The sequence below is a fragment of the Actinomadura sp. NPDC000600 genome (assembly GCF_040492135.1).
GTDB lineage: Bacteria > Actinomycetota > Actinomycetes > Streptosporangiales > Streptosporangiaceae > Spirillospora.
Genome location: NZ_JBEUPD010000015.1, coordinates 29,561 through 54,236, shown reverse-complemented (window position 1 = coordinate 54,236; position 24,676 = coordinate 29,561). Strand labels below are relative to the sequence as shown.

The window sequence follows — 24,676 nt, the reverse complement described above, 5'->3', positions numbered from 1 at the left end:
TCCGGCCCGCGCCCCCGTCCACCCCGACCCCCGAGCCGAATGCCGACGATGAAGCTGAACAGCCGCGACGCCGCCCCCGACGGCCGCATGCCCCTCATGGACCACCTCCGTGAGTTGCGGAACCGGCTCATCAAGGCCGTGCTGGCCTTCGCGGTCGGCGCGGTCATCGGCTGGCTCCTGTTCGACCCGGTCTGGGACTTCCTCAAGCAGCCGTACTGCTCGCTGCCCCAGTCCCACGTGGTCGACAAGGACCAGTGCTCCTTGTTCGTCAACGGGATCTTCTCCTCGTTCTTCCTGAAGCTGAAGATCTCCTGCATCATCGGCGGGGTCATCTCCGCGCCGTTCTGGCTGTACCAGCTCTGGGCGTTCGTGGCGCCCGGCCTGTACCAGCGCGAGCGGCGCTGGACGTACGTGTTCCTCGGCGCCGCGGTCCCGCTGTTCTTCGTCGGCACGGCCCTGGCCTACCTGACCGTCGACAAGGGGCTGGCGATCTTCCTGGGGTTCGTCGCCGACGACGTCAAGCCCCTCATCACGGTCGACAGCTACCTCAGCTACGTGCTGACGATGCTGCTGGTGTTCGGGCTGACGTTCGAGCTGCCGCTGTTCGTGGTCGTGCTGAACATGGCGGGCGTGCTGAGCTCGTCGCGGATCCGCCGGTCCCAGCGGCTGATCCTCTTCGGCATCTTCGTCTTCGCGGCGGTCGCCACGCCGAGCGCCGACCCGTTCACGATGCTCGCGCTCGCGCTGCCGACCGTGGCGCTGTTCGAGATCGCCGCGCTGCTCGCCTTCCTCAACGACCGCAGGCGCGCCCGCCGTCCCGACCCGTACGCGGGCCTGTCCGACGACGAGGCCTCGCCCCTCGACCTCGAGGCGATCGACGCCGAGCTGGAGAAGGGCGACCGGGCCCGCTGATTGGGTATCGGGCCGGTCGAAACCGTAGGCTCGAAGGTATGACCTCCCCCGACACCACGTCGGCCGACGAGAGCCCGGCTCAGCGGTACGCCGCCTATCGCAGGCGGACCGCGGGGCACGGCCCGGCCCTGCTGGACTTCCGGACGCTCTACGACTTCGAGCTCGACGCGTTCCAGCTCGAGGCGTGCCAGGCCCTGGAGGACGGCAGCGGCGTGCTCGTCGCCGCCCCTACCGGTTCCGGGAAGACGGTGGTGGGGGAGTTCGCCGTCCACCTCGCCCTGACCGGCGGCACCAAGTGCTTCTACACCACGCCGATCAAGGCGCTGTCGAACCAGAAGTACGCCGACCTCGTCCGCCGGTACGGCCCGGAGAAGGTGGGCCTGCTCACCGGCGACAACAGCGTCAACGGGGAGGCGCCGATAGTCGTCATGACGACCGAGGTCCTGCGGAACATGCTGTACGCGGGCTCGCAGACCCTCGCCGGGCTGGCGTTCGTCGTGATGGACGAGGTGCACTACCTCGCCGACCGGTTCCGCGGCGCCGTCTGGGAAGAAGTGATCATCCACGTCCCGGACTCGGTGCGGATCGTGGCGCTGTCGGCGACCGTCAGCAACGCCGAGGAGTTCGGCGAGTGGCTGCACGAGGTCCGCGGCGACACCGCGGTGATCGTGGACGAGCACCGCCCCGTCCCGCTGTTCCAGCACATGCTGGTGGGGACGCGGCTGTACGACCTGTTCGTCGACACCGGCAAGAGCGGCGACCGGCAGGCCAGGCTGAACCCGCAGCTGACGCGCATGGCCGTGGAGGAGGTCCGGCGCGCCAAGGTCAACCAGGGGCGCCGCACCGGCCGCCGCCGCGCGCCGCGCCCGCAGCGGTTCCGGCCGCCCGCCCGGCCGGACGTGATCGAGCGGCTGGAGCGCGCCGGGCTCCTCCCGGCGATCACGTTCATCTTCAGCCGGGCCGGCTGCGACGCCGCCGTCCTGCAGTGCCTGCACGCCGGGATCCGGCTGACCTCCAAGGAGGAGGCCGAGGAGATCCGCGCGCACGCCGAGCTGCGCACCGCCGACATCGCGCCGGAGGACCTGCGGATCCTCGGCTACGGCGACTTCCTGGCCGCCCTGGAGCGCGGCGTCGCCGCCCACCACGCCGGGATGCTCCCCACGTTCAAGGAGATCGTCGAAGAGCTGTTCACCCGTGGGCTGATCAAGGCGGTGTTCGCCACCGAGACGCTCGCGCTCGGCATCAACATGCCGGCCCGCACCGTGGTGATCGAGAAGCTGGACAAGTGGAACGGCGAGGCCCACGTCGACCTCACCCCGGGCGAGTACACCCAGCTCACCGGGCGCGCCGGGCGGCGCGGCATCGACGTCGAGGGCCACGCCGTCGTGGTGTGGGGCCCGAACGTCGAGCCCGCGTCCGTGGCCGGGCTGGCGGGCACCCGCACCTACCCGCTGAACTCCAGCTTCCGGCCGTCCTACAACATGGCCGTCAACCTCGTCGGCGCCGTCGGCATCGAGCGCGCCCGCACGCTCCTCGAGGAGTCGTTCGCGCAGTTCCAGGCCGACCGCGCCGTGGTCGGCCTGGCCCGGCAGGTGCACAAGAACGAGCAGGCCCTCGAGGGCTACGCCAAGGCGGCCGAGTGCCACCTCGGCGACTTCATGGAGTACGCCGCGATGCGGCGGCGGCTGTCGGACCGCGAGTCGGAGCTGTCGCGCGAGCGCGCGGGCGCCCGCCGCGCCGAGGCCGCCCGGTCGCTGGAGCGGCTGCGGCCGGGCGACGTCATCCTCGTCCCGTCCGGGCGGCGCTCGGGCCTCGCCGTCGTCCTGGACCCGGGCGTCGGCCGCCGCTCCGACGGGCCCGCGCCGCTCGTGCTGACGGTGAACCGGTCCGTGCAGCGGCTGTCGATCCAGGACTTCCCGCGCGCCGTCGAGCCCGTCGAGCGGATCCGCATCCCGAAGTCCTTCAGCCCCCGCAACCCGCAGGACCGCCGCGACCTCGCCTCCACGCTGCGCAACAAGGTCCCGGACGACGTCCGCGAGCGCAGGCGCACGCGCGGCGACTCGCCCGCCACCGACGACGCCGAGATCACCCGGCTGCGCGCCGAGCTGCGCCGGCACCCGGTGCACGGCTGCGACAAGCGCGAGGAGCACGCCCGCTGGGCCGAGCGCTACCACCGCCTGGAGCGCGAGACCGAGCAGCTCCGGCGCCGCGTCGAGGGCCGCTCCCAGGTCATCGCCCGCACGTTCGACCGCGTCTGCGCCGTCCTGCAGCAGCTCGGCTACCTCGAGGGCGACTCCGTCACCGCCGAGGGGCGCCGCCTCGGCCGCATCTACAACGAGCTGGACCTGCTCACCGCCGAGAGCCTGCGCGAGGGCCTGTGGGAGAAGCTCGGCCCGGCCGAGCTGGCGGCGTGCGTGTCCGCCCTCGTCTACGAGTCGCGGCAGCCCGACGACGCCGCTCCGCCCCGCACGCCCTCCGGTCCCGCGCAGGACGCGCTGGCCGCGATGGTGCGGCTGTGGGGCCAGCTGGAGTCGGTCGAGCACGACAACCGGGTCTCGTTCCTGCGCGAGCCCGACCTCGGCTTCGCGTGGACCGCCTACCGGTGGGCCAAGGGCGACGACCTCGACGAGGTGCTGCTGGAGAGCGACCTCACCGCGGGCGACTTCGTACGGGCCGTCAAGCAGCTGCTCGACCTGCTCGGGCAGGTCACCGACGCCGCGCCCCCGAACAGCCACATCCGCAAGACCGCCCGCCGCGCCATGGACGCCATGCGCCGCGGCGTCGTCGCCTACTCCTCGGTCGCCTAGGCGGTGCGGCGCCGGGCCCGCCGCGCCGAGAGGGTCCGGTCGACGCGGTAGGCGGCCAGGCGCACCAGGAGCGGCTCCGGCGGGCGCCTCAGCCACCCCGGCGTCAGGCGGTAGGTGAGGCCGGCCGTCCGCAGCAGCGCGCCGGCCGCTCGCCGGCGGGCCGGAGTCCACGGCAGGCCGTACCCGTCGCGCAGCTCGTCCGGCAGGAGCGCGGCCGTGACGAGCCGGAAGACGGCGAGCGCGGGGAAGAGGATCCGCAGGCGGCGGGGCCACAGGACGGCGGCGGCGACCTCGCGGGCGGTGTCGGCGACCTCCAGCGCGGCGAGCGTGTCGGCCATGTAGGCGCGGAAGGCGGCGAGGTCGGGCGGCTGCGACTCCAGGGGGCAGCCGAGGACCTCGGCGACGACCCTCGACTGCCGGTAGTACGCCTCGGCCAGACCGGGGTCGTCGCCCCGCATGACCTGCTCGTAGACGTGCAGGGCCGAGTCGATGAGGGTCGCGTTGACCCACATCTGGAGGTCGGGGTCGTTGCCGGAGTAGCCCTCGCCGCGCACCGTCGTGTGGATGCCGCGGACCTTCGCCGCGATGCGCGCCACCTGCTCCGGCGTGCCGAAGGTGACGACGAGCAGGAAGTCGAGGGTGCCGAACAGCCGCGCCAGGGGGCGGTCGGCGAAGTCGCTGTGCTCGGCGACGCCGCGCGCCACGGCCGGGTGGGCGAGCTGCATGAGCAGGGCCCGGCCGGCCGCGAGGCCGACCAGCGGCTCGGCGGCCAGGTTCCGCAGGACGTCGCGCTCTCCGAGCCGGTCGGTCGTGATCTCGGACGGGGCGGTCACGGCGCCTCCCGGGGGTCGGATCCTGCCGGGTCATCCTCCCGCACCTATTGGCAGATGGTCAATAACGCCCCGGCACCCTCGGAAAGACCCGGACGAACCCCGGTGAAGACTGCAATAACTACCAAGGCTGTGAAAAAACCTCGTACGGCCCAGTTCCCGGTGGCACAATCAGGCGCTTCACCGGAACACGAGAAAGGCCCCGACCGTGGCCATCCGCGACAAGATGCGCGCCAACGCGGCCCACGTCCTGCAGCCGGGCGAGAACATCCAGGCGGTGTTCGGCGCCCAGACCACCAGCCAGTACTTCGCTCTGCTCTCGTACTGGATCATCATCTTCAGCAACGCCTACCGGGTCGTCGTGGTGACCGACCGGCGCATCCTCGTGTGCCGGTCCGGGCGGCTGCGCATGACGCCGGTCAACGAGGTCCTGCGGGAGCTGCCCCGCGGCACCCGGATCGGCCCGCCGAGCGGGCTGTGGTGGCGCTGCGAGACGCTCGGCGAGCGCCTCTACATCCACAAGCGGTTCCACAAGGACGTCAACGCCGCCGACGGCGTCGCCGCCTGACGCCCTCCCCGGCCCGACGCCCTGCCCGGTCCCCGGGCAGGGCGTCTCGTCGTCTCCGCCCCTGGCGCTCGTCCTCTCGGCCCAGGTGGGATCGGCTTCCAGGAGGAGATGGCTCCCGTTCCGGGGCGCTAGTGTGATCCTGATCACGGACCAACCGCGAGAGAGCGAGCCGGGAGAGGCATGATCGAGGCGGAGAACCTCACCAAGCGCTACGGCGACAAGACCGCCGTGGACGACCTGACCTTCACGGTCGCCCCCGGGCGGGTAACCGGGTTCCTCGGCCCGAACGGCGCCGGGAAGTCGACGACCATGCGGCTGCTGCTCGGCCTCGACCGGCCGGACCGCGGGGACGCCCGGATCCACGGCCGCCACTACCGCGACCTGAACGCCCCGATGCGCGTCGTCGGCGCGCTGCTGGAGGCGCGGGCCGTGCACACCGGCCGCAGCGCCTACAACCACCTGCTGTGCCTCGCCCAGACGCAGGGCATCGGCAGGAAGCGCGTCGACGAGGTGGTCGAGCTCGTCGGCCTCACCGGCGCCGCCCGCAAGCGCGCTGGCGGCTTCTCGCTCGGCATGGGGCAGCGGCTCGGCATCGCCGCCGCGCTGCTCGGCGACCCGTCCGTGCTCATCCTGGACGAGCCCGTCAACGGCCTCGACCCCGAGGGCATCGTCTGGATCCGCACGCTCATGCAGCACCTCGCCGCCGAGGGCCGCACGGTGTTCGTCTCCAGCCACCTGATGAACGAGATGGCCGTCACCGCCGAGCACCTCATCGTCATCGGCCGCGGCCGGCTGATCGCGGACTGCTCCACCGAGGAGTTCATCGAGCGCAGCACCGAGAAGACGGTGATCGTCCGCAGCCCGGACGCCGCCCGCCTCGCCGCCCTCGTCACCGCCGAAGGGGGCGGCGCCGTCCCGGACGGCGACGGGCTGCTCACCGTGACGCACATGGAGGCGCCCCGCGTCGGGGAGCTGGCCGCCGCCGAGGGGATCGTCCTGCACGAGCTCACCCCGACCCGCGGCTCGCTGGAGTCGGCGTTCATGGAGCTGACCCGCGACAGCGTCGAATACGGCGCGGCGGGCGCGGGCGCGCCCGTGCCGGCCGCCGTCCCCGCCCAGGAGGGGGAGACCCGATGACCACGGCCACCACGCCCGCCGCCGACCCCGCCGAGCACCCCCGGCCGGGCTTCGGGCGGCTGCTGCTCTCCGAGTGGACGAAGATCCGCACCGTCCGGTCCACGCTCTGGACGCTGATCCTGCTCGTCCTCCTCGACCTCGGCTTCACCGCGCTGTTCGTCGGCCTCACCGTCGCGCAGTGGGACAAGACCGATCCCGCCGACCGCGCCCAGGTCGTCGCCGACCCGACCGGCTTCATCCTCGGCAGCGGGTTCTTCCTCAGCCAGCTGACCATCTGCGTGCTCGGCGTGCTGGTCATCGCCTCGGAGTACTCCACCGGCATGATCCGCGCGAGCCTGCTCGCGGTGCCGCGGCGGCTGCCCGTGCTGTGGGCCAAGTCCCTGGTGTTCGCGGCGGTCGTCCTCGTCCTCGGCGTCGCGGTGTCGTTCGCCTCGTTCTTCATCGGCTCGGCGCTCATCGGCGACAAGGCCGAGGTCTCGCTCGCCGACGAGGGCGTGCTGCGCGCCGTCGTCGGCGGCGGCCTCTACCTGGCGATGCTCGGGCTGTTCGCCCTGGCGATCGGCGCGATCGTGCGGCACACCGCCGGCGGCATCACCGGCGTCATCGGCTTCGTGCTCGTGCTGGCGCCGCTCGCGCAGCTGCTGCCCGGCAGCATCGGCGACCACATCCACGCCTACCTGCCGTCCGAGGCGGGCCATCTCATCGCCCAGGCCCGCCAGGGCCAGAACGACCTGCTGACCCCCTGGCAGGGGTACGGGGTGTTCGCGCTCTGGACGGCCGTGCTGCTCGCCGTGGCCGCCGTCCTGCTCAAGCGCCGCGACGCCTAGCGGTGCTTCTCGGTCCCGGCCCGCGGCGTCGGGGGAGTACCGGCTGGTCGCCGGGTACGGGAAGGGCATGCTGGACCAGCCCGAGGAGAGGGAGTCCCGGCCGAACGCGCTCCGCGACTACGCCCTCATAGCCGACGGGGAGCGCGGCGCCCTCGTGGGCCCGGACGGGGACTTCGCGTGGATGTGCTTCCCGGCCTGGGACTCGCCGCCCGCCTTCGGGGGCCTCCTCGGCGGCCCCGGCGCCTACGTGGTCCAGCCCGCGGCCCGTCGGTGGGTCTGGGGCGGCTACTACGCCGACCGCGGGCTCATCTGGCACAGCCGGTGGGTGACCGGCGACGGCGCCATCCTGGAGTGCCGCGAGGCACTCGCCCGCCCGGCGGTCTCCGACCGGGCGGTCGTCCTGCGGAGCTGCCGGGCCGTGCGGGGCCGGTCCCGCGTCCGCGCCCTGCTGGACGTGCGCACCGGCCCGGGCGCCGCCCGGATGCGGGACCCGCGCCGCGACGGCGCGGAGTGGACCGCCCGCGGCGGCGGCGCGTCGCTGCGCTGGCTCGGCGCGGAGGAGGCCGTCGTGCGGGCGGGCGGCGACGGCGGGCCCGTGCTCGACCTCGCCTTCGACCTGGAGGAGGGCGAGACCCGCCACCTGGTCCTCGAGGTCGCGGCGGGCGGGGGCGGCGGACCGCTGGACGCCGCCGCGCTCTGGGAGGCCACCGAGCGGGACTGGCACGAGGCCGTGCCGCACTGCCGCGACACCATCGCGCCGCGCGACGCCCGCCTCGCCTACTCCGTCCTCACCGGCCTCACCGCCTCCGGCGGCGGGATGGTGGCCGCCGCCACGACGGCGCTGCCGGAGCGCTCGAACGAGGGCCGCAACTTCGACTACCGCTACGCCTGGATCCGCGACCAGTGCTTCGCGGGGCGGGCCGTCGCCGTCCACGGCGGGCCGCCCGGACTCCTGCGCGACGCCGTGGGGTTCGTGTCCGCCCGAGTCCTCGCCGACGGGGACCGGCTGAAACCCGCCTACACCGTCAGCGGCGGGAAGGTGCCGGACGAGAGCGCCAGCGGCCTGCCCGGCTACCCCGGCGCCCAGGCGGTCGTCGGGAACAGGGCCGGCGACCAGTTCCAGCTCGACGCGCTGGGGGAGGCGCTGCTGCTGCTGTCCGCCGCCGCCGAGCACGACCGCCGCGAGCCGGAGGCGGTGGAGGCCGCCCGCGTCGCGGTCGACGCCGTCGCCCGCGGCTGGACCCGGCCCGAGGCGGGGATCTGGGAGATCCACGACGACCTGTGGACGCATTCGCGCCTGACCTGCGTCGCCGGCCTGCGCCAGGCGGCCCGGACGCTGGCGGGCCGCGCCGAGGCCGGCCGGTGGACCGCGCTCGCCGACGCCATCCTCGCCGAGACCTCCCGCACCTCGCTCACCCCCGAGGGCCGCTGGAAGCGCGCGCCCGGTGACGACCGCGTGGACGCGGCGCTGCTGATCCCCCCGCTGCGGGGCGCGCTCCCGAGCGACGACCCCCGCACCGCCGCGACGCTGCGGGCGGTGCGCGAGGACCTCGTCGAGGAGGGGTTCGTCTACCGCTACCGGGTCGGGGACCGGCCGCTCGGCGTGGCCGAGGGCGCCTTCATCCTCTGCGGCTTCTTCCTCGCGCTCGCCGAGGACCGCCAGGGCCACACCGCCCGCGCCCTCGCGACCTTCGAGCGGACCCGGTCGGGCTGCGCGACCAGCGGCCTGTTCTCCGAGGAGTACGACGTCAAGCAGCGGCAGCTGCGCGGCAACATGCCCCAGGCGTTCGTGCACGCCCTCCTGCTGGAGGCCGCCCACCGCCTGGCGCACTGATCCCGGGGGAGGCCGGCCCGGAAATCCGGGCGCCGCGATTGAAGCGCGGTTTCCGGGATAGTCGCTTCGACATGGCTGTATCGGCGGAGGGCACCAGGCAGGAGCAGAGGCGGGAGGCCGCGGCGTCCCGAGGGCGGGCCGCGCTGCGGCGCGCGCTCACCGAGCGGGTGGACGGCGAGGTCCGGTTCGATCCCGGCTCCCGGGCCGCCTACTCCCACGACTCGTCCAACTACCAGCAGCCGCCCATCGGGGTGGTGGTCCCGCGGACGGTCGAGGCAGGCGCGGAGGCCGTCCGGGTATGCGCCGAGCACGACGTCCCGGTCCTGTCCCGCGGCGGCGGGACGAGCCTGGCGGGGCAGTGCGTCAACAACGCCGTGGTCGTCGACTGGTCCAAGTACTGCCGCGCGCTGGTCTCGGTCGACCCGGAGGCGCGCCGCGCCGTCGTCGAGCCCGGCGCGTGCCTGGACGATCTGAACGAGCGGCTGTCGGAGCACCGGCTGATGGTCGGCCCGAAGCCCTCCACCCACGACACCTGCACGATCGGCGGGATGATCGGCAACAACTCGTGCGGCGCGTCCGCGCAGGCGTACGGGAAGATGGTCGACTCCGTCGTGCGGCTGGAGGTGCTGACCTACGACGGGCTGCGGATGTGGGTCGGCGAGACCTCGGACGAGGAGTACGAGCGGATCCTCGCCGAGGGCGGTCGGCGCGCCGAGGTCTACCGGGCGCTGCGCGAGCTGCGCGACGACGGCATGGAGCTGATCCGCACCCGCTACCCCGACATCCCGCGCCGGGTGTCCGGCTACAACCTGGACTCGCTGCTGCCGGAGAAGGGCTTCGACGTGGCCCGCGCCCTCGTCGGCTCGGAGGGCACGCTCGTCACCGTCCTGCGCGCGGAGATCCGCCTGGTGCCGGTCCCGGCGTTCGAGTCGCTCGCCGTCCTCGGCTACGACGACATCGCGGCCGCCGGGGACGCCGTGCCGCGCGTCCTGCCTTCGGATCCGCTCGCGCTGGAGGGCATGGACGAGCAGCTCCTCGACCTGGCCAAGCGCGACCACCTCGCCGCGCCACGGGTGGTGGAGGACATGCCGGAGGGAGCGGGCTGGCTCATGGTCCGCTTCGGCGGCGACACCAGGGACGAGGCCGACGGCAGGGCCCGCGCCCTCCTCGAGGAGATCGAGAACGGGCCGAACCCGCCGCGCTGCACGTTCGTGCACGACCCGCACGAGGAGGAGCTGCTCTGGAAGGTGCGCGAGGCGGGGCTGGGCGCGACCGCCTACCCGCCCGGGCAGCCCGACACGCACGAGGGCTGGGAGGACTCCGCGGTCCCGCCCGACCGGCTCGGCGACTACCTGCGCGACTTCCGCGCCCTCGTCGAGGAGTTCGGCTACGGCCCCGTCTCCCTCTACGGGCACTTCGGGCAGGGGTGCGTGCACACCCGCATCCCGTTCGACCTGGAGGACGAGCGCGGCGCCTCCCGGTACCGCCGTTTCGTCGAGCGCGCCGCCCGCCTCGTCGCGGACTACGGCGGGTCGCTGTCGGGCGAGCACGGCGACGGCCAGGCCCGCGGCGAACTCCTGCCGATCATGTTCGGGGACGAGGTGGTCCGGCTGTTCGAGCGGTTCAAGGCGGTCTTCGACCCGGGGAACCGGATGAACCCCGGCAAGATCGTCCACCCGTACCGGCTGGACGACGACCTCGACCACCTCGCCTACGACCCCGCCGAGCCGGACACCTACTTCTCCTTCCCCGACGACCACCACCGCTTCGCCCACGCCGCGTCCCGCTGCGTCGGGATCGGCAAGTGCCGGGCGTCGTCGGGCGGCGTCATGTGCCCGAGCTACCGGGTGACGGGGGAGGAGGAGCACTCCACCCGCGGCCGGGCCCGCGTCCTGATGGAGATGATGCGCGGGATGCCCGGCGCCGGCACGCCGAACCCGTCGGTGCCGGGGCCGGGCGGCGCCGCCGTCATCACCGACGGCTGGCGGTCCGAGGACGTCCGCGACGCCCTGGACCTGTGCCTGGCATGCAAGGGCTGCCGCAGCGACTGCCCGGTCAACGTGGACATGGCCACCTACAAGGCCGAGTTCCTCGCCCACCACTACAAGGGCCGGATCCGTCCGCCCGCGCACTACACGATGGGCTGGCTGCCCCTGTGGGCCCGGATCGCGGCGCTCGCGCCGGGCGCCGCCAACGCGGCGCTGCACGCCCCCGTCCTGGGCGGGATCGCCAAGCGGGCCGGCGGCATCGACCCGCGCCGCGAGATGCCCCGGTTCGCCGGCGAGCGGTTCACCGACTGGTTCAGGCGCCGGCCCCCGCGCGGCGGGGGCAGGCGGGTCGTGCTGTGGCCCGACACCTTCACGAACAACTTCCACCCGCACATCGGCAAGGCCGCCGTCCGGGTCCTGGAGGCGACCGGCCACCGGGTCGAGGTCCCGCCGGTCCCGCTGTGCTGCGGCCTGACCTGGATCTCCACGGGGCAGCTCGGCGTGGCCTCCCGCGTGCTGCGCCGCACCGTCCGGGCGCTCGCGCCCCGGCTGCGCGACGGCGTCCCGGTGGTCGGGCTGGAGCCGAGCTGCACGGCGGTGTTCCGCGCCGACGCCCCCGAGCTGATGGAGGGCGACGCGGTCGAGGACGACGTCAAGCGGCTCCGCGACCAGACCCGCACCCTCGCCGAGCTGCTCGACGAGCACCAGGAGGAGTCCGGCGGCGCCTCGCCCGGCGCGTCCCACGACGTGGTCGCCGGGCTCGACACGCCGAAGGTCGGCGCGATCGCCCAGCCGCACTGCCACCAGCACGCCGTGATGGGCTTCGGCGCCGACCAGCGGGTGCTGTCGCGCGCCGGGGTGGACGTGCGGACGCTCGACGTCGGCTGCTGCGGTCTCGCGGGGAACTTCGGCTTCGAGGCCGGCCACTACGAGGTCTCCACCGCGATAGCCGAGCAGGGCGTCTGGCCCGAGGTCCGGGACGCCGCGCCCGGGACGGAAGTCCTGGCCGACGGGTTCTCCTGCCGGACGCAGATCGAGGCGGGGACCGGCGCCCGGCCGCGCCATCTCGCCGAACTCCTCGCCGATCTGCTACCCGAGGACGACGGTCCGTGACCGGCGGTGGGGCGGTTCCGGGCCGCGTTGGCGCGCGCGGGACCTGCCCCTGTAGAAAGTCGTCATGAACGCGCTGGACGACGACGGCGTCGACGCGGTGACCTCGGCGCTCCTGACGGCGTCCCGGCTGCTGGTGGCGGTCTCGGTGCGCTCCCTGGCGGCCGCGGAGGGCGCCGTCACGCTGCCGCAGTTCCGTCTCCTGGTGGTGCTGTCCTCGCAGGGGCCGGCCAAGCTCGTGACGCTCGCCGGCCTCCTGGAGGTCAACCCCTCGACGGCGCTGCGCATGGTGGACCGGCTGGCCGCCGCCGGGCTGGTGGACCGGCAGGCGAGCCCCGACAGCGGCCGCGAGGTCCGCATCCAGCTCACCCCGGCCGGGCGCGGCATCGTCGACGACGTGACCGCCCGCCGCCGCGCCGACATCGCCGCGGTGGTGTCCCGGATGCCGGCCGGGCAGCGGCGCGCCCTCGTCGACGCCCTGCGCGCCTTCACCGAGGCCGGCGGCGAGCCGCCGCTGACCTCGCTGTCGCAGCTCGGCTGGACCTGACCGCCGGGCCGAACCGGTCCGCGTCCGGTCGAGATCCCGTCGAACCTCCGCGACCGGACGCGCGTACTGCGCATCGACGCCCCTTCCCCCAGACCGAAAGGCGGCGGCGGATGCGAGAACCCCGACCGGTCGTCGCGGCGCTGTGCGGCCTCGCCGCGGCGCTGCTGCTCGGCGCCTGCGCGCCGATCGGCCGCCAGGCCTCCGACGGCGGCGCCGTGGCGCCGCAGGCGGGCGCCGCGGACGCGGCGCAGTCGACCGTCGACACCCCGTGGGGGCCGCTCGGCCCCGCCGACCGGGAGCTGATCGTGAAGGTCCGGCAGGCGGGGCTGTGGGAGATCCCCGTCGGCCGGGAGGCCGAGCGCCGCGCCTCCCGGGCCGCGACCCGGCGCAACCTCGGCGAGATCGCCCGCCAGCACGTGCGCCTCGACGCGCTGGACCGGGCCGTCGCCGCGAAGCTGAACGTCCCGCTGCCGAACCAGCCCACCGCCGACCAGCAGAGCTGGATGTCGGAGATCACCGGCAAGTCCGGCAACGACTACGACCGGACCGCCGTCGCCCGGCTGCGGATGGCGCACGGGCAGATCTACCCGGCGATCGGAGCCGTCCGCGGCAGCACCCGCAACACTCTCGTGCGGGACTTCTCCGAGCAGTGCGAGACGTTCGTGCGCACCCACATGCGGCTGCTGGAGGGCACGGGCTTCGTCACCGGCGACATGCTGCCCGATCCGCCGCAGGCCACGGGCGCGCCCCCGGCGGGGAGCCCGGGCCAGCCGTACAGCCCCGCTCCGCCCGCGACCTCGCTGCTCGGCGGCGGGCAGTAGGCCGGACCGGGGAGCCGTGCGGGGGCGGGCCCGGTCAGGCGGGCAGCTCGGCGAGCAGCTCGTCCAGGGTCGCGCCGAGCGGGGCGTCCAGGGTGACCAGGGCGTGCGGGTCGCCGCGGGTCGCGCCCCGGTTGACGATGGCCACCGGCACGCCGTGCCGCGCCGCGTGCCGGACGAACCGGTAGCCCGACAGCACGGTCAGCGACGACCCGAGCACCACCAGCGCGCCCGCGCGTTCGGTCAGCGCGTAGCAGGCCCGGACGCGGGCCGGCGGCACGTTCTCCCCGAAGAAGATCACGTCGGGCTTGAGCGCGCCGCCGCACCGCTCGCAGCCCACGATCCGGAACGCCTCGACGGCCTCGTCGGGCAGGACGGCGTCGCCGTCGGGGTTGACCGCCTCGGCGCCGGCCGCCCAGCCGGGGTTGGCCTCGCGCAGCCGCTCGTCCAGCCGCTCGCGCGCGGACCGCTCCCCGCAGGCCAGGCAGAGGACGCGGTCCAGCGCGCCGTGCAGCTCGATCACCTCGCGCGCCCCGGCGGCCTGCTGGAGCCCGTCGACGTTCTGGGTGATGATCCCGGCGAGGAGGCCGCGCCGCTGCAGTTCGGCGACCGCGCGGTGCCCCGCGTTCGGGCGGGCCCGCGCGATGTGCCGCCAGCCGATGTGGCTGCGCGCCCAGTAGCGGCGGCGCGCCGCCTCGCTCCCGGTGAAGGCCTGGTAGGTCATCGGCGCCGCGCGCCGCCGGCGGCCCGTCTCCCCGCGGTAGTCGGGGATGCCCGACTCGGTCGACAGGCCAGCCCCGCTCAGCACCACCACGTCGCCGTCCGAGACGAGGTCGGCCAGCATCCGCAGCCCGGTCCGCGTCCCGCTCTCCACAGCCTCCGTCACTCTTCCATGGTGCACGACCGGGACGGGTGCGGCACGGTGCGCCCCTGGGGCGAAGCGGCGGCGGGGAGGATCGCGCCCGTTCCCGCGTCCCCACATACCGGGCGTGTCGGTTGTGAGGCCCAGTTAACGCGGGGATGACGGCGGCGATGCCTCCGGGAAATACGGGCCGCCGACGATCGGGGCCATGGGAGCCGACAGCAGACCGGACAAGCGCCTGGTCGTCGCCGGCCACGGGCCGGCCGCGCACCGCCTGGTGGAGGCGGTGCGCGAGCGCGACACCGCCGGCACGTGGACGATCACGGTGATCGGCGAGGAGCCCAGGACCGCCTACGACCGGGTGGCATTGACGACGCATCTGGAGGGCGCCGACCTCGCCTACCCGGCGCACGACGGCGCGGTCACCGTGCGGACGGGCGAGCGGGTCACCGGGATCGACCGCGCCGCCCGGACCGTCACGACCTCGGCGGGGGGCGCCGTCGCCTACGACGCGCTCGTCCTGGCCACCGGGTCGTCGCCGTTCGTGCCGCCGGTCGAGGGCAGGGACCTGCCGGGGGTGTTCGTCTACCGCACGATCGACGACCTGGACGCGATCCGCGCCTACGCGCGCGGCAAGGAGACCGGGGCCGTCGTCGGCGGAGGACTGCTCGGCCTGGAGGCGGCCCGCGCGATCCAGGGCCTCGGCCTGCGCAGCGGCGTCGTGGAGGTGGCGCCCTGGCTGATGCCCCGCCAGCTGGACGAGGGCGGTGGCGCGATGCTGCGCCGCCACATCGAGGCGCTCGGCATGGCCGTGCACGCGGGCACCCCGATGCGCGCCCTGGAGGCGGGGGAGGACGGATCCGTCCGCCGCGTCGTCCTGGAGGACGGCACGGTGGTCGACGCGGAGGTCGTGGTGTTCTCCGCCGGGATCCGCCCGCGCGACGAGCTGGCCCGCGGCTGCGGCCTGCCGGTGGGGGAGCGCGGCGGGATCGTGGTGGACGCCTCCTGCCGCACCGAGGACCCCGCCGTCTTCGCGATCGGCGAGTGCGCCCTCGTCGGCGGCGCGGTGTACGGGCTGGTCGGGCCCTGCTTCTCCATGGCCGAGGTGGTCGCCGACCGGCTGCTGTCCGAGGCGAGCACCGCGGTGTTCGAGGGCGCGGACATGTCGACCAAGCTCAAGCTGATGGGCGTCGACGTCGCCAGCTTCGGCGACCCGTTCGCCGGCCCCGAGCAGGGCGCCCTCGGCGTCACCTACACCGACCCCGTCGCCGGCGTCTACAAGAGGCTCGTCGTCAGCGACGACGCGCGGACCCTGCTCGGCGGCGTCCTCGTCGGCGACGCCGAGTCCTACGGGACGCTGCGCGCCCACGTCGGCGGGAGCCTTCCGGGCGCGCCCGAGCAGATGCTGTTCGGCGGGACCGAGGCCGCGGGCGGCGACCTGCCCGGCGCGACGGTCATCTGCTCCTGCAACAACGTCACCGCCGAGGGCATCCGCTGCGCGATCGCCGAGCACTCCCTCACCGACGTGCCGGGCGTGAAGGAATGCACCCGGGCCGGGACGAGCTGCGGCAGCTGCGTCCCGCTGGTGAAGCGGATCCTGGACGCCGAGCTGACCGCCGCCGGGATCGAGGTCAGCAAGGCGCTCTGCGAGCACTTCGCCTACAGCCGCGCCGAGCTGTTCGACATCGTCCGGGCGGGGCGGGTCACGAGCTTCACCCAGCTCGTCGAGGAGCACGGGACGGGCCGCGGCTGCGACATCTGCAGGCCGGTCGTCGCCTCCATCCTCGCCAGCCTCGGCAACGGCCACATCCTGGAGGGCGAGCAGGCGGCGCTGCAGGACACCAACGACCACTTCCTCGCCAACCTGCAGAAGAACGGCACCTACTCGGTGGTCCCGCGGGTCCCCGGCGGGGAGATCACCCCCGAGCGGCTCATCGTGATCGGGGAGGTGGCGCGCGACTTCGGCCTCTACACCAAGATCACCGGCGGGCAGCGGATCGACCTGTTCGGCGCCCGCGTCGAGCAGCTGCCCGAGATCTGGCGGCGGCTCGTCGAGGCCGGGTTCGAGTCCGGCCACGCCTACGGCAAGGCGCTGCGCACGGTGAAGTCGTGCGTCGGGTCCACCTGGTGCCGCTACGGCGTCCAGGACTCGGCGGCGATGGCGATCCGCCTGGAGCTGCGGTACCGGGGGCTGCGCGCCCCGCACAAGCTGAAGTCGGCCGTGTCCGGCTGCGCCCGCGAGTGCGCCGAGGCGCAGAGCAAGGACTTCGGCGTCATCGCCACCGAGAACGGCTGGAACCTCTACCTCGGCGGGAACGGCGGCATGCGGCCCCGGCACGCCGACCTGTTCGCCACCGACCTCGCCGACGACGAGCTGATCACTCTCATCGACCGGTTCCTGATGTTCTACATCCGCACCGCCGACCGGCTGCAGCGCACCGCGACCTGGCTGGAGTCCCTCGACGGCGGCCTGGACTACCTGCGCGAGGTCATCGTGGACGACCGGCTCGGCATCTGCGCCGACCTCGACGCCGCCATGGCCCGCCACGTCGCGTCCTACTCCGACGAGTGGCGCGACACCCTCGACGACCCCGAGCGGCTCCGCCGGTTCGTCTCGTTCGTGAACGCGCCGCAGACCCCCGACCCGAGCATCGCCTTCGGGACCGAGCGCGACCAGATCCGACCCCTGCCCCTGGAGGTGAAGCGGTGAGTCCCGCAGACACCGCCGGCATCGTCGTCGTCGGCAACGGCATGGCCGGCTCGCGGTTCGTGGACGAGCTGCGGGCCCGGGACGCCGCCACGCCGGTGACGGTGTTCGGCGCGGAGGCGCAGCGCCCCTACAACCGGATCCTGCTGTCGAACGTCCTGGCCGGGATGACGCGGCCCGACCACATCAGCCTGGTCGACGCCGCCTGGTACGCCTCCCACGGCGTGGACGCCCGGCTCGGCGTCGAGGTCACCCGCATCGACCGCGAGGCGCGGACCGTCCACGCCTCGGACGGGACCGTCACCCCCTACGGGACGCTCGTCCTCGCGACCGGCAGCACCGCGTTCATCCCGCCGATGCCGGGCCTGCGGGACGGCCTGCCGCGCGGCGCGCAGGTCTTCCGCACCCTGGAGGACTGCCGCCGCATCTCCGAGCTGGCCGAGTCGGCGCGCCGCGCGGTCGTCGTCGGCGGCGGCCTGCTCGGCATCGAGGCCGCGCGCGGGCTCATGGGGCGCGGGCTGGAGGTGACCGTCCTGCACCTGGCCGGGCACCTCATGGAGCGCCAGCTCGACCCCGCCGCCGGGAAGGTCCTGGCCCGCACGCTGGCGGCCCTCGGCATCGGCACCCGGCTGCAGGCCGAGGTGGCGGGGCTGCGGACCGCCGGCGGCGCGGTGACCGGCGTCGAGCTGGGCCTGCCCGGCGGCGGGACGGAGGTCATCGACACCGACCTGGTCATCCTGGCCTGCGGCGTGCGGCCCGAGGTGTCGCTAGCCCGGAAGGCGGGCCTGGCGGTCGGCCGGGCCGTGGTCGTCGACGACGAGCTGCGGTCGGTCACCGACCCGTCCGTGCGCGCCATCGGCGAGTGCTCCGAGCACCGCGACGAGGTGTACGGGCTGGTGGCGCCCGCGTGGGAGCAGGCGGCGGTGCTCGCGGGCCTGCTCGCCGGCACCGAGCCCGCGGCGCGGTTCACCGGCGCCCGCCAGATCACCCGGCTCAAGGCCGCCGGGATCGAGCTGGCGTCGATGGGCGAGACGCACTTCGGCGACGACGACGAGGACGTGGAGGTCGTGCGCTTCACCGACGCCGCGCGCGGCACCTACAAGAAGGCGGTGATCAGGGACGGGCGCCTGATCGGCGCGATCCTGCTCGGGGAGACCTCCACCGCCGGGACGCTCACCCAGCTCTACGACCGGGCCGCGCCGCTGCCCGCCGAGCGCCTCGGCCTGCTGTTCCCCGGCGCCGGCGGCGCCGCCGAGGCCGAGTCGCCGCTGCGGATGCCGGACGCGGCGACCGTCTGCCAGTGCAACAACGTCAGCAAGGGCCGGATCCGCGCCTGCTGGCAGCGCGGCGCCCGCACGGCCGACGCCGTCGCGCGGGAGACCCGGGCGAGCACCGGCTGCGGAAGCTGCCGCTCCGCCGTGGAGGGCATCCTCGCCTGGTTGGACGAGCAGGACACCGTCGGCGCCGCGTGAGGGGCGGCGGGTAGGCTCCGCCGCATGCTCGACGGACGCCCGCTGATCGACGCGCACGTGCACGCCGCCCGGCTGCCCACGCTCCGCCCGGCCTGGCGGCGCTGGGCCGAGGAGTTCGGCTCGTCCCACCCGTGGCAGGACCTCTACGACGACGAGGGCGCCCTCGTCCCCGAGCGGGTCGACGCCTACTTCGAGGCCGAGGGCGTCGACATCGCCCTGCTGCTGTGCGAGTACAGCCCGCGGACCACCGGCACGCAGCCCATCGAGGACCTGCGGCCGCTCCTGGAGCACAACCCGCGGCGCTTCAGGCCGATCGCCAACGTGAACCCGCACCTGCACTACCCGGTCGACGCCGAGGTCGAGCGGCAGCTCGGGTTCGGCGCCGCCGCGCTCAAGCTCCACCCGGTGCACGGCGGGTTCAGCGTCGCCGACCCGGAGCTCTACCCCGCCTACCAGGTGTGCCGCGACGCCGGGGTCCCCGTCGTCGTGCACTGCGGGACGAGCTCGTTCCCCGGCTCGGCCAACCGGTACGCCGACCCCGCGCCGGTCGACGACGTGCTGCGGCTGTTCCCCGGCCTGACGTTCGTCCTCGCCCACGGCGGCCGCGGCTGGTGGTACGACGCCGCCGCGTTCCTCGCGCTGTCGCGCGAGGAGGTGTGGATCGAGCTGTCCGGGCTGCCGCCCCGGCGGCTCCCCGAGTACTACGCCCGGCACGACCTGCGGCGCCTGGCCCGCAAGTTCGTCTTCGGCACCGACTGGCCCGGCGTGCCCGGCGTCGCCCGCAACGCCCGCGCGGTCGGCGCCGCCCTCGACCTGGACGAGGAGACCCTCGGGCTCGTCCTCGGCGGCAACGCCCTCCGGATCTACAAGGACCTGGCCCTCCCGCCGGCGCCCAAGCGAAAGGACCACCCATGACCGACGCGGACCCCTTCACCGACGACGTCGTGAGGCAGATCGCGCGCCACATGAACGAGGACCACGCCGCCGACTGCCTGACGATCTGCCGCGCGCTCGGCGGCCGCCCCGGGGCGACCGCGGCCCGGATGACCGGCCTGGACGCGGAGGGCATCGAGTTCGCCGTCGCGGACGGCGGGGTCGAGCACACCGTCCGGATCCCGTTCGGCGAGCGGCTCACCGAGCGCCCGCAGGTGCGCCGCGAGGTCGTCCGCATGACCGAGCGGGCCCGCGCCGCGCTCGCCGAGCGCCGGGACGTTCCGGACGGCCCGTAAGGCGGCCGGCGGGCCGGGTGCCGGACCGGCGCCGCGCCCGCCGGGGAACCCGGTGAGCAGCCGCGCCGCGACGGGGCGTGACCGGCACGGGCTGTTTTGTGGTGTTAATCCGAATATCGGACAACCGGAAAGGGTGCACGGTTTCGGGGGCGGGCTGGAGGAGATCCGGTAGGCACCCGAGGGGCCCGCGGTGGGCCCCCGACCCCCACGGAGGCCGACATGCTCGCGATCGTCGCCGCGATCGTCTTCGCCCTTGCCCTGCTGTTCGATCTGGCCGACATCACCTCGGACGCCATCAACAACGGCACCCTGACCGTCCTCGGCCTGCTGCTGCTCGCCCTGCACCTCGGCGGCGTCGGCACCGGCACCTCGGCGGGCTGGCGGCCGCGCCGCCGCGCCCGCCGCTGACGGCGTCGCGGGACTCACTCCGCGCGGGAGAAGCGGACCCGGCGGCGCGCCGGGTCCGCCTCCTCCAGCCGCACCTTGACCTGCTCGCCGAGCGGCAGCCCCTCCCCGTCGCAGCGGCCGAACACGGGCGGCGCCACCAGTTGGACGCGCCCGCCGGTGCGGTCGCCGTTGACGTCCACGACCACCGCGTCGAACACGTCCCCGACGTGGTCGCGCAGGAGGAGCGCCTCGACCAGGTCGACGCAGGCGTGGTCGATGTCGGCGCCCCGGCGCAGCGCCCGCTGCATCGCCTCGGGCAGCTCCGGCAGCGCCTCCCGCGCCCAGCCCGGGACGGGGCGGCCGGCCGCCAGGGCCAGGCACACCTCCGTGGCGTACCGGTCGGCCAGCCGCCGGATCGGCGCGGTGACGTGCGCGTACGGGGCGGCGACGGCGGCGTGCACGGCCTGCTCGGGCGGCGTCCCGTCGAACGCGGTGTAGCCGGCGCCGCGCATCAGCCCGGCCGCGTCGTGCAGGAACGCCGCGTGCCGGGGCAGCGCCGGGTCCAGGGCGCGGACGATGTCGCCGTACGAGGCGTCCCCCGGCCAGGACACGCCGAGCGCGCGGGCGGCCAGCCGCAGCCGCTCGACGGCCTCGGCGGGCGCGGGCGCCATGGTGCGCAGCAGCCCGACGCCGCCGTCCAGCATCAGCCGGGCCGCGGCACGCCCGGTCAGCAGCGAGATCTGCGCGTTCCACGCCTCGGTCGCGAGGTCGCCGCGCAGCTTCAGCGCCCAGCCGCCGCCCGCGTGCACGACCTCCTGCTCGGGCAGCGGCAGGCTCACGCCGCCGCGTGCGGCCTCCGCCGCGATGAGCCGCTCGCCGATCTCGCCGAGCAGCGCGATCCGCGGGTCGCCGCCGTCGCGCCGGGCGGTGGCGTAGTCGAGCCGGGCGCGGCTGCGGACCACGGCGCGCCGCACGTCGACGCCGGTGATCCGCCCGGCGTCGTCGATGTCGATCGTCCAGGCCACGGCCGGGCGCTCCCGGCCGGGCAGCAGGCTCGCGCTGCCCTCCGAGAGCGGGCGGGGGTGCAGCGGCGCGTTCGCGTCCGGCAGGTACAGCGTCACGCCCCGGGCGCGGGCCTCGGTGTCGAGCGCGCCGCCCGGGCGGACGAACCCGGCCACGTCCGCGATCGCGTACCGCACCCGGTGCCCCGATCCGCGCCGCTCCAGGTGCATCGCCTGGTCGAGGTCGAGCGAGCCGGGCGGGTCGAGGGTGAAGAAGGGGACGTCGCGCAGGTCGACGCGGCCGTTGGACGGGGGCGCGGACGCGGCGGCCTCGGCGAGGGCGGCGGGCGGGAACGCGCCGGGCACCGAGAACTCGGCGCGGATCCGGTCGAGCCCCGCGCGGACCTCGGCGTCGGCCTGGGCGGTACGCAGTCGCAGCGGTCGGCGCGGCACACAACCGAGCGTACGGGACGAATCCGTCGATCTCTCTGTGAATCTACAATGTAAAGACGTCGTCCGGCCGCCGGCGGTCCGGCCGCCGGACGCTCACTCCTCGGAGGAGTCCGCGAACGCGCGCAGCCCCGCCGGGTCCTCCACGGTGACCCTGCGCCAGCCGGTGCTGACCAGCCCCTCGCGCCGCAGCGCGGACAGCGCCCGCGCCACGGTCTCCCGGGAGGCGTCCATCCAGCTGCCGAGCTCCTCCTGGGACAGCGGCGGCGCGATCGCGATCGGCCCGCCGCCGACCGGCGGGGCGTGCCGGGCCGACAGGTCGGCCAGGTCCGCCAGCAGGATCGCCAGCCGCCGCGCGCCCTGCGCCGACACGTGCGCCCGCAGCCTGCGGTCCGCGTCGTCGAGCCGCCGCACGAACGTGCCGCTGACCAGCCGCCACGCGCGCGGATGGGCGTCCAGGAAGGCGGTGAACCGGGTCGCCGGGACGATCAGCGCCCGGACGTGGTCGAGCGCCTGCACGGTCGCCGACCGCTCGCGGCGGCCGAGCACCGCGCTCTCGCAGACCAGGTCGCCGGGCCCGCGCACGGCGAGCACGACCGCGCGGCCGTCCTCGCCGGCGCAGGTGACCTTCGCCCAGCCCGACTCGATGACGATGATGTGGTCGGAGTCGTCGCCCTGGTAGCACAGGGGCGCCCTCGGCTGGTAGCTCCGGGTCCGCCCGGCGTTCCGCAGCGCCGCGCGCTCCGGTGCGTCCAGGGCGTCCCAGAATCCTCCGCCGGGGTCGGCGGCGAGGCCGCCGCGGGTTCCGGTCCGCTCGCTCACGGCACGTCCGTCTCAGGTCCGGGGCTCGGATGAACCGGTACCCACGGCAATTGGGGGGAGTGGGGCGTTGAGGCCCAAGTGCCGCGGGTACCGGTCGCCTGCATGTGCCAATGAGAACCCCTCACTGTTCCGCATGCTGCACGCCGGAGACCGCGCCGTCTGTGTCATCCGACACTCTCGGCGCAAATTGCAGCGGAAAAGGGGCGGTTCAGCGGGAGAGCGCGTTCAGCAGGCGGTTGACGGGGCTGGACAGGTTCCAGGTGTCGGCCAGCTCCACGAGGGCCTCTGCGTCGCGCGGCTCGGCGGGCAGCCGGTCGTCCAGGCCCGCCAGCTCGGGGGCGTCGATGTCGGTGACGACCCGCACCACCGTCTCGGCGGCGGCCAGGTAGTCGCGGGCCGCCTCCATCCGGCGGCGCGCGCCCGCCGGGAAGCCCTCGTCGGTGCCCGCGTCCAGCGCCGCGAGGATCCCGTCGACCGACCCGAACCGGGTGACGAGCGCGGCGGCGGTCTTGTCGCCGACGCCGGGCACGCCGGGCAGCCCGTCGCTCGGGTCGCCGCGGAGCGTGGCGTAGTCGCCGTAGCCGCGGCCCGGGATGCCGTACTTGGCCGCGACCTCCTTCTCGCCCATCACCTGCAGGTTCCGGATCCCCCGGGCGGTGTACAGGACGGTGACGGGACCGCGGTCGTCGACGAGCTGGAACAGGTCGCGGTCGCCCGTCACGATGTCGACCGGCCCGTCCTTCGCGCCCCGTACCGCGAGCGTGCCGATCACGTCGTCGGCCTCGTAGCCGGGAACGCCCGCGCGGGCCAGCCCGACGGCGTCCAGGACCCGGTCGATGAGCGGGAGCTGGGCCTCCAGCGCGTCGGGCGTCTGGTCGCCGCCGTCCTCGGCGACCCGGTGCGCCTTGTAGGAGGGCAGCGCCTCCACCCGGAACGCCGGCCGCCAGTCGGCGTCCATGCAGCAGACGAGCCGGTCCGGGCGCCGGTCCTGGACGAGCCGGGCGATCATGTCGATCAGCCCGCGCACGGCGTTCACCGGCGTCCCGTCCGGCGCCGTCACCGACTCGGGGACCCCGAAGAAGGCGCGGAAGTACAACGACGGCGTGTCCAGCAGCATCAGCCCGCTCATGGGCCACATGCTGCCACGCGGGCCGGGTCGGCGGCGCCCGGACGCCCCTGGGATCCTGGTACCGGCCACTGGAGAGGATCGAACATATGGAGACGGATGTGACAACGGAGTTGTATCCGCGCGAGCGCGTCGGCCTGGTGCGCGAGGCGACGGCGAAGGCGGGCCTCGGGGCCGTGCTGCTGACACCCGGCCCGGACCTGCGGTACGTCACCGGGTACGACGCCAAGCAGCTGGAGCGGCTCACCTGCCTGGTGGTCCCGGCCGACGGCGAGCCGTTCCTGGTCGTCCCGAGGCTGGAGCTGCCCGCCGCCCAGGAGTCGCCGGCGGGCTCGCTCGGGCTGGAGCTGGTGCCGTGGGACGAGACCGACGACCCGTACGCGCTGGTGGCCGACCGCCTCCCGCGGGACGTGGGGACCGTCGGTCTGGCCGACCGGATGTGGGCGGTGATGGCGCTGCGGTTCCGCGGCGCGATGCCCGGCGCCGAGCAGACCGCGGCCGGGGCCGTGCTGCGGGAGCTGCGGATGCGCAAGAGCGCGGCCGAGGTCGCCGCGCTGCGGGAGGCGGGGGAGGCGATCGACCGCGTGCACCGCCTGGTCCCCGGCCTCCTGAAGGCCGGCCGGACCGAGCGCGAGGTCGGCCGCGACATCGCCGACGCGATCATCGCCGAGGGGCACGCCCAGGTCGACTTCGTCATCGTCGGCTCGGGTCCGAACGGCGCGAACCCGCACGCCGAGCTGTCGGACCGGGTCATCCGGCCCGGCGAGCCCGTCGTGGTCGACATCGGCGGGACGATGCCGAGCGGCTACTGCTCGGACTCGACCCGCAACTACTGCGTGGGCGAGCCGCCCGCCGACTACCAGGCGTACTTCGCGGTGCTGCTGGAGGCGCAGCGGGCCTCGTGCGAGGCCGTGCGCCCGGGGGCCACGCCGGAGGCGGTGGACGCGGCGGGCCGCGACATCATCGCCGCCGCCGGGCACGGCGAGCACTTCTTCCACCGCACCGGCCACGGCATCGGACTGGAGTCGCACGAGGAGCCCTACATCGTCGCCGGCAACCGCGAGCCGCTGGAGCCGGGAATGGCGTTCTCGATCGAGCCGGGCATTTACCCGGGGCCGCACGGCGCCCGCATCGAGGACATCGTCGTGTGCACCGAGGACGGCTACGAGCCGATGAACACCACCGAGCGCGGGCTGGTGGTCCTGGACTGACACCGGTCCCGGACGCGCCGGGACGCCTCGA

20 protein-coding genes are annotated in these 24,676 nt (G+C 74.7%); 15 read left to right on the top strand and 5 right to left on the bottom strand.

Going from position 1 to position 24,676, the window contains the following annotated elements:
- Nucleotides 1-48 precede the first annotated feature (48 nt).
- Both tatC and ABWI07_RS22145 read left to right on the top strand, forming a co-directional pair.
- Nucleotides 49-912, top strand: a complete 864-nt coding sequence (tatC, locus tag ABWI07_RS22150) for a twin-arginine translocase subunit TatC (RefSeq protein WP_308800785.1) — start codon at nt 49-51, stop codon at nt 910-912.
- A gap of 38 nt (nt 913-950) precedes the next feature.
- Complete coding sequence (locus ABWI07_RS22145) at nt 951-3,719, top strand: DEAD/DEAH box helicase (protein WP_149258274.1); 2,769 nt, start codon at nt 951-953, stop codon at nt 3,717-3,719.
- Here the strand turns inward: ABWI07_RS22145 and ABWI07_RS22140 are convergent.
- Nucleotides 3,716-4,552: an oxygenase MpaB family protein gene (locus tag ABWI07_RS22140; RefSeq protein ID WP_353819690.1), complete on the bottom strand. Its 837-nt coding sequence runs from the start codon at nt 4,550-4,552 to the stop codon at nt 3,716-3,718. The two genes, ABWI07_RS22145 and ABWI07_RS22140, sit on opposite strands and share 4 nt — an antisense overlap.
- A gap of 205 nt (nt 4,553-4,757) precedes the next feature.
- Here ABWI07_RS22140 and ABWI07_RS22135 point away from each other — a divergent pair, with 205 nt between their 5' ends.
- The 7 genes from ABWI07_RS22135 (at nt 4,758) to ABWI07_RS22105 (ending at nt 13,381) form a co-directional block, all read left to right on the top strand.
- Nucleotides 4,758-5,117, top strand: coding sequence for a hypothetical protein (locus tag ABWI07_RS22135; RefSeq protein WP_149258275.1), 360 nt, complete (start codon nt 4,758-4,760; stop codon nt 5,115-5,117).
- A gap of 180 nt (nt 5,118-5,297) precedes the next feature.
- Complete coding sequence (locus tag ABWI07_RS22130; RefSeq protein ID WP_149258276.1) at nt 5,298-6,254, top strand: ABC transporter ATP-binding protein; 957 nt, start codon at nt 5,298-5,300, stop codon at nt 6,252-6,254.
- The gene (locus tag ABWI07_RS22125; protein WP_353819689.1) at nt 6,251-7,081 is read left to right on the top strand and encodes an ABC transporter permease subunit; all 831 of its coding nucleotides are present in this window, start codon (nt 6,251-6,253) and stop codon (nt 7,079-7,081) included. The genes ABWI07_RS22130 and ABWI07_RS22125 overlap by 4 nt, the downstream gene beginning before the upstream one ends.
- Before the next feature lie 67 nt (nt 7,082-7,148).
- Entirely contained in the window at nt 7,149-8,915 is a 1,767-nt protein-coding gene (locus ABWI07_RS22120; RefSeq protein WP_149258278.1) for a glycoside hydrolase family 15 protein, read from the top strand.
- 71 nt (nt 8,916-8,986) lie between these two features.
- The gene (locus tag ABWI07_RS22115) at nt 8,987-12,016 is read left to right on the top strand and encodes an FAD-binding and (Fe-S)-binding domain-containing protein (protein WP_353819688.1); all 3,030 of its coding nucleotides are present in this window, start codon (nt 8,987-8,989) and stop codon (nt 12,014-12,016) included.
- A gap of 64 nt (nt 12,017-12,080) precedes the next feature.
- A complete protein-coding gene (locus tag ABWI07_RS22110) occupies nt 12,081-12,560 on the top strand; it encodes a MarR family winged helix-turn-helix transcriptional regulator (RefSeq protein ID WP_353819687.1) in 480 nt (159 codons plus the stop codon).
- 110 nt (nt 12,561-12,670) lie between these two features.
- Entirely contained in the window at nt 12,671-13,381 is a 711-nt protein-coding gene (locus tag ABWI07_RS22105; protein ID WP_353819686.1) for a DUF4142 domain-containing protein, read from the top strand.
- Nucleotides 13,382-13,415: 34 nt separating this feature from the next.
- On the opposite strand, the gene ABWI07_RS22100 is transcribed toward ABWI07_RS22105, so the two are convergent.
- Nucleotides 13,416-14,222, bottom strand: coding sequence for an NAD-dependent protein deacetylase (locus ABWI07_RS22100; RefSeq protein WP_149258817.1), 807 nt, complete (start codon nt 14,220-14,222; stop codon nt 13,416-13,418).
- A 226-nt stretch (nt 14,223-14,448) separates the two neighbouring features.
- Between ABWI07_RS22100 and nirB the strand changes: the two genes are divergently transcribed.
- From nirB to ABWI07_RS22075, 5 genes are all read left to right on the top strand, one after another.
- Nucleotides 14,449-16,950 (top strand): nitrite reductase large subunit NirB, encoded by a 2,502-nt coding sequence (gene nirB, locus ABWI07_RS22095; protein WP_353819685.1) that lies wholly within the window; start codon nt 14,449-14,451, stop codon nt 16,948-16,950.
- Entirely contained in the window at nt 16,947-18,419 is a 1,473-nt protein-coding gene (locus ABWI07_RS22090; protein WP_353819684.1) for an FAD-dependent oxidoreductase, read from the top strand. Before nirB ends, ABWI07_RS22090 begins: the two co-directional genes overlap by 4 nt.
- Nucleotides 18,420-18,443: 24 nt before the next feature.
- Nucleotides 18,444-19,334 carry an amidohydrolase family protein gene (locus tag ABWI07_RS22085; RefSeq protein WP_149258283.1) on the top strand — a complete coding sequence of 297 codons (891 nt, stop codon included), beginning with the start codon at nt 18,444-18,446 and terminating at the stop codon, nt 19,332-19,334.
- Nucleotides 19,331-19,648 (top strand): DUF2470 domain-containing protein, encoded by a 318-nt coding sequence (locus ABWI07_RS22080; protein WP_149258284.1) that lies wholly within the window; start codon nt 19,331-19,333, stop codon nt 19,646-19,648. The genes ABWI07_RS22085 and ABWI07_RS22080 overlap by 4 nt, the downstream gene beginning before the upstream one ends.
- A gap of 219 nt (nt 19,649-19,867) precedes the next feature.
- The gene (locus tag ABWI07_RS22075) at nt 19,868-20,056 is read left to right on the top strand and encodes a hypothetical protein (RefSeq protein ID WP_149258285.1); all 189 of its coding nucleotides are present in this window, start codon (nt 19,868-19,870) and stop codon (nt 20,054-20,056) included.
- 14 nt (nt 20,057-20,070) lie between these two features.
- Here ABWI07_RS22075 and ABWI07_RS22070 read toward each other — a convergent pair whose 3' ends face one another.
- The 3 genes from ABWI07_RS22070 to ABWI07_RS22060 form a co-directional block, all read right to left on the bottom strand.
- The gene (locus ABWI07_RS22070) at nt 20,071-21,489 is read right to left on the bottom strand and encodes an RNB domain-containing ribonuclease (protein WP_149258286.1); all 1,419 of its coding nucleotides are present in this window, start codon (nt 21,487-21,489) and stop codon (nt 20,071-20,073) included.
- Nucleotides 21,490-21,582: 93 nt separating this feature from the next.
- Nucleotides 21,583-22,308, bottom strand: coding sequence for a Crp/Fnr family transcriptional regulator (locus ABWI07_RS22065; protein ID WP_149258287.1), 726 nt, complete (start codon nt 22,306-22,308; stop codon nt 21,583-21,585).
- Between the two features lie 208 nt (nt 22,309-22,516).
- Nucleotides 22,517-23,437: a 5'-3' exonuclease gene (locus tag ABWI07_RS22060; protein ID WP_149258288.1), complete on the bottom strand. Its 921-nt coding sequence runs from the start codon at nt 23,435-23,437 to the stop codon at nt 22,517-22,519.
- A gap of 86 nt (nt 23,438-23,523) precedes the next feature.
- On the opposite strand from ABWI07_RS22060, the gene ABWI07_RS22055 reads away from it, so the two are divergent.
- Nucleotides 23,524-24,645, top strand: coding sequence for a M24 family metallopeptidase (locus ABWI07_RS22055; RefSeq protein WP_353819683.1), 1,122 nt, complete (start codon nt 23,524-23,526; stop codon nt 24,643-24,645).
- Nucleotides 24,646-24,676 lie beyond the last annotated feature (31 nt).

What these genes read in the sequence shown, in the direction of transcription:
- tatC (WP_308800785.1), top strand. Translation starts at nt 49, where the DNA reads ATGAAGCTGAACAGCCGCGACGCCGCCCCCGACGGCCGCATGCCCCTC.
- ABWI07_RS22145 (WP_149258274.1), top strand. Translation starts at nt 951, where the DNA reads ATGACCTCCCCCGACACCACGTCGGCCGACGAGAGCCCGGCTCAGCGG.
- ABWI07_RS22130 (WP_149258276.1), top strand. Translation starts at nt 5,298, where the DNA reads ATGATCGAGGCGGAGAACCTCACCAAGCGCTACGGCGACAAGACCGCC.
- ABWI07_RS22125 (WP_353819689.1), top strand. Translation starts at nt 6,251, where the DNA reads ATGACCACGGCCACCACGCCCGCCGCCGACCCCGCCGAGCACCCCCGG.
- ABWI07_RS22120 (WP_149258278.1), top strand. Translation starts at nt 7,149, where the DNA reads ATGCTGGACCAGCCCGAGGAGAGGGAGTCCCGGCCGAACGCGCTCCGC.
- ABWI07_RS22115 (WP_353819688.1), top strand. Translation starts at nt 8,987, where the DNA reads ATGGCTGTATCGGCGGAGGGCACCAGGCAGGAGCAGAGGCGGGAGGCC.
- ABWI07_RS22110 (WP_353819687.1), top strand. Translation starts at nt 12,081, where the DNA reads ATGAACGCGCTGGACGACGACGGCGTCGACGCGGTGACCTCGGCGCTC.
- ABWI07_RS22105 (WP_353819686.1), top strand. Translation starts at nt 12,671, where the DNA reads ATGCGAGAACCCCGACCGGTCGTCGCGGCGCTGTGCGGCCTCGCCGCG.
- ABWI07_RS22100 (WP_149258817.1), bottom strand. Translation starts at nt 14,222, where the DNA reads ATGCTGGCCGACCTCGTCTCGGACGGCGACGTGGTGGTGCTGAGCGGG.
- nirB (WP_353819685.1), top strand. Translation starts at nt 14,449, where the DNA reads ATGGGAGCCGACAGCAGACCGGACAAGCGCCTGGTCGTCGCCGGCCAC.
- ABWI07_RS22085 (WP_149258283.1), top strand. Translation starts at nt 18,444, where the DNA reads ATGCTCGACGGACGCCCGCTGATCGACGCGCACGTGCACGCCGCCCGG.
- ABWI07_RS22080 (WP_149258284.1), top strand. Translation starts at nt 19,331, where the DNA reads ATGACCGACGCGGACCCCTTCACCGACGACGTCGTGAGGCAGATCGCG.
- ABWI07_RS22075 (WP_149258285.1), top strand. Translation starts at nt 19,868, where the DNA reads ATGCTCGCGATCGTCGCCGCGATCGTCTTCGCCCTTGCCCTGCTGTTC.
- ABWI07_RS22060 (WP_149258288.1), bottom strand. Translation starts at nt 23,437, where the DNA reads ATGAGCGGGCTGATGCTGCTGGACACGCCGTCGTTGTACTTCCGCGCC.
- ABWI07_RS22055 (WP_353819683.1), top strand. Translation starts at nt 23,524, where the DNA reads ATGGAGACGGATGTGACAACGGAGTTGTATCCGCGCGAGCGCGTCGGC.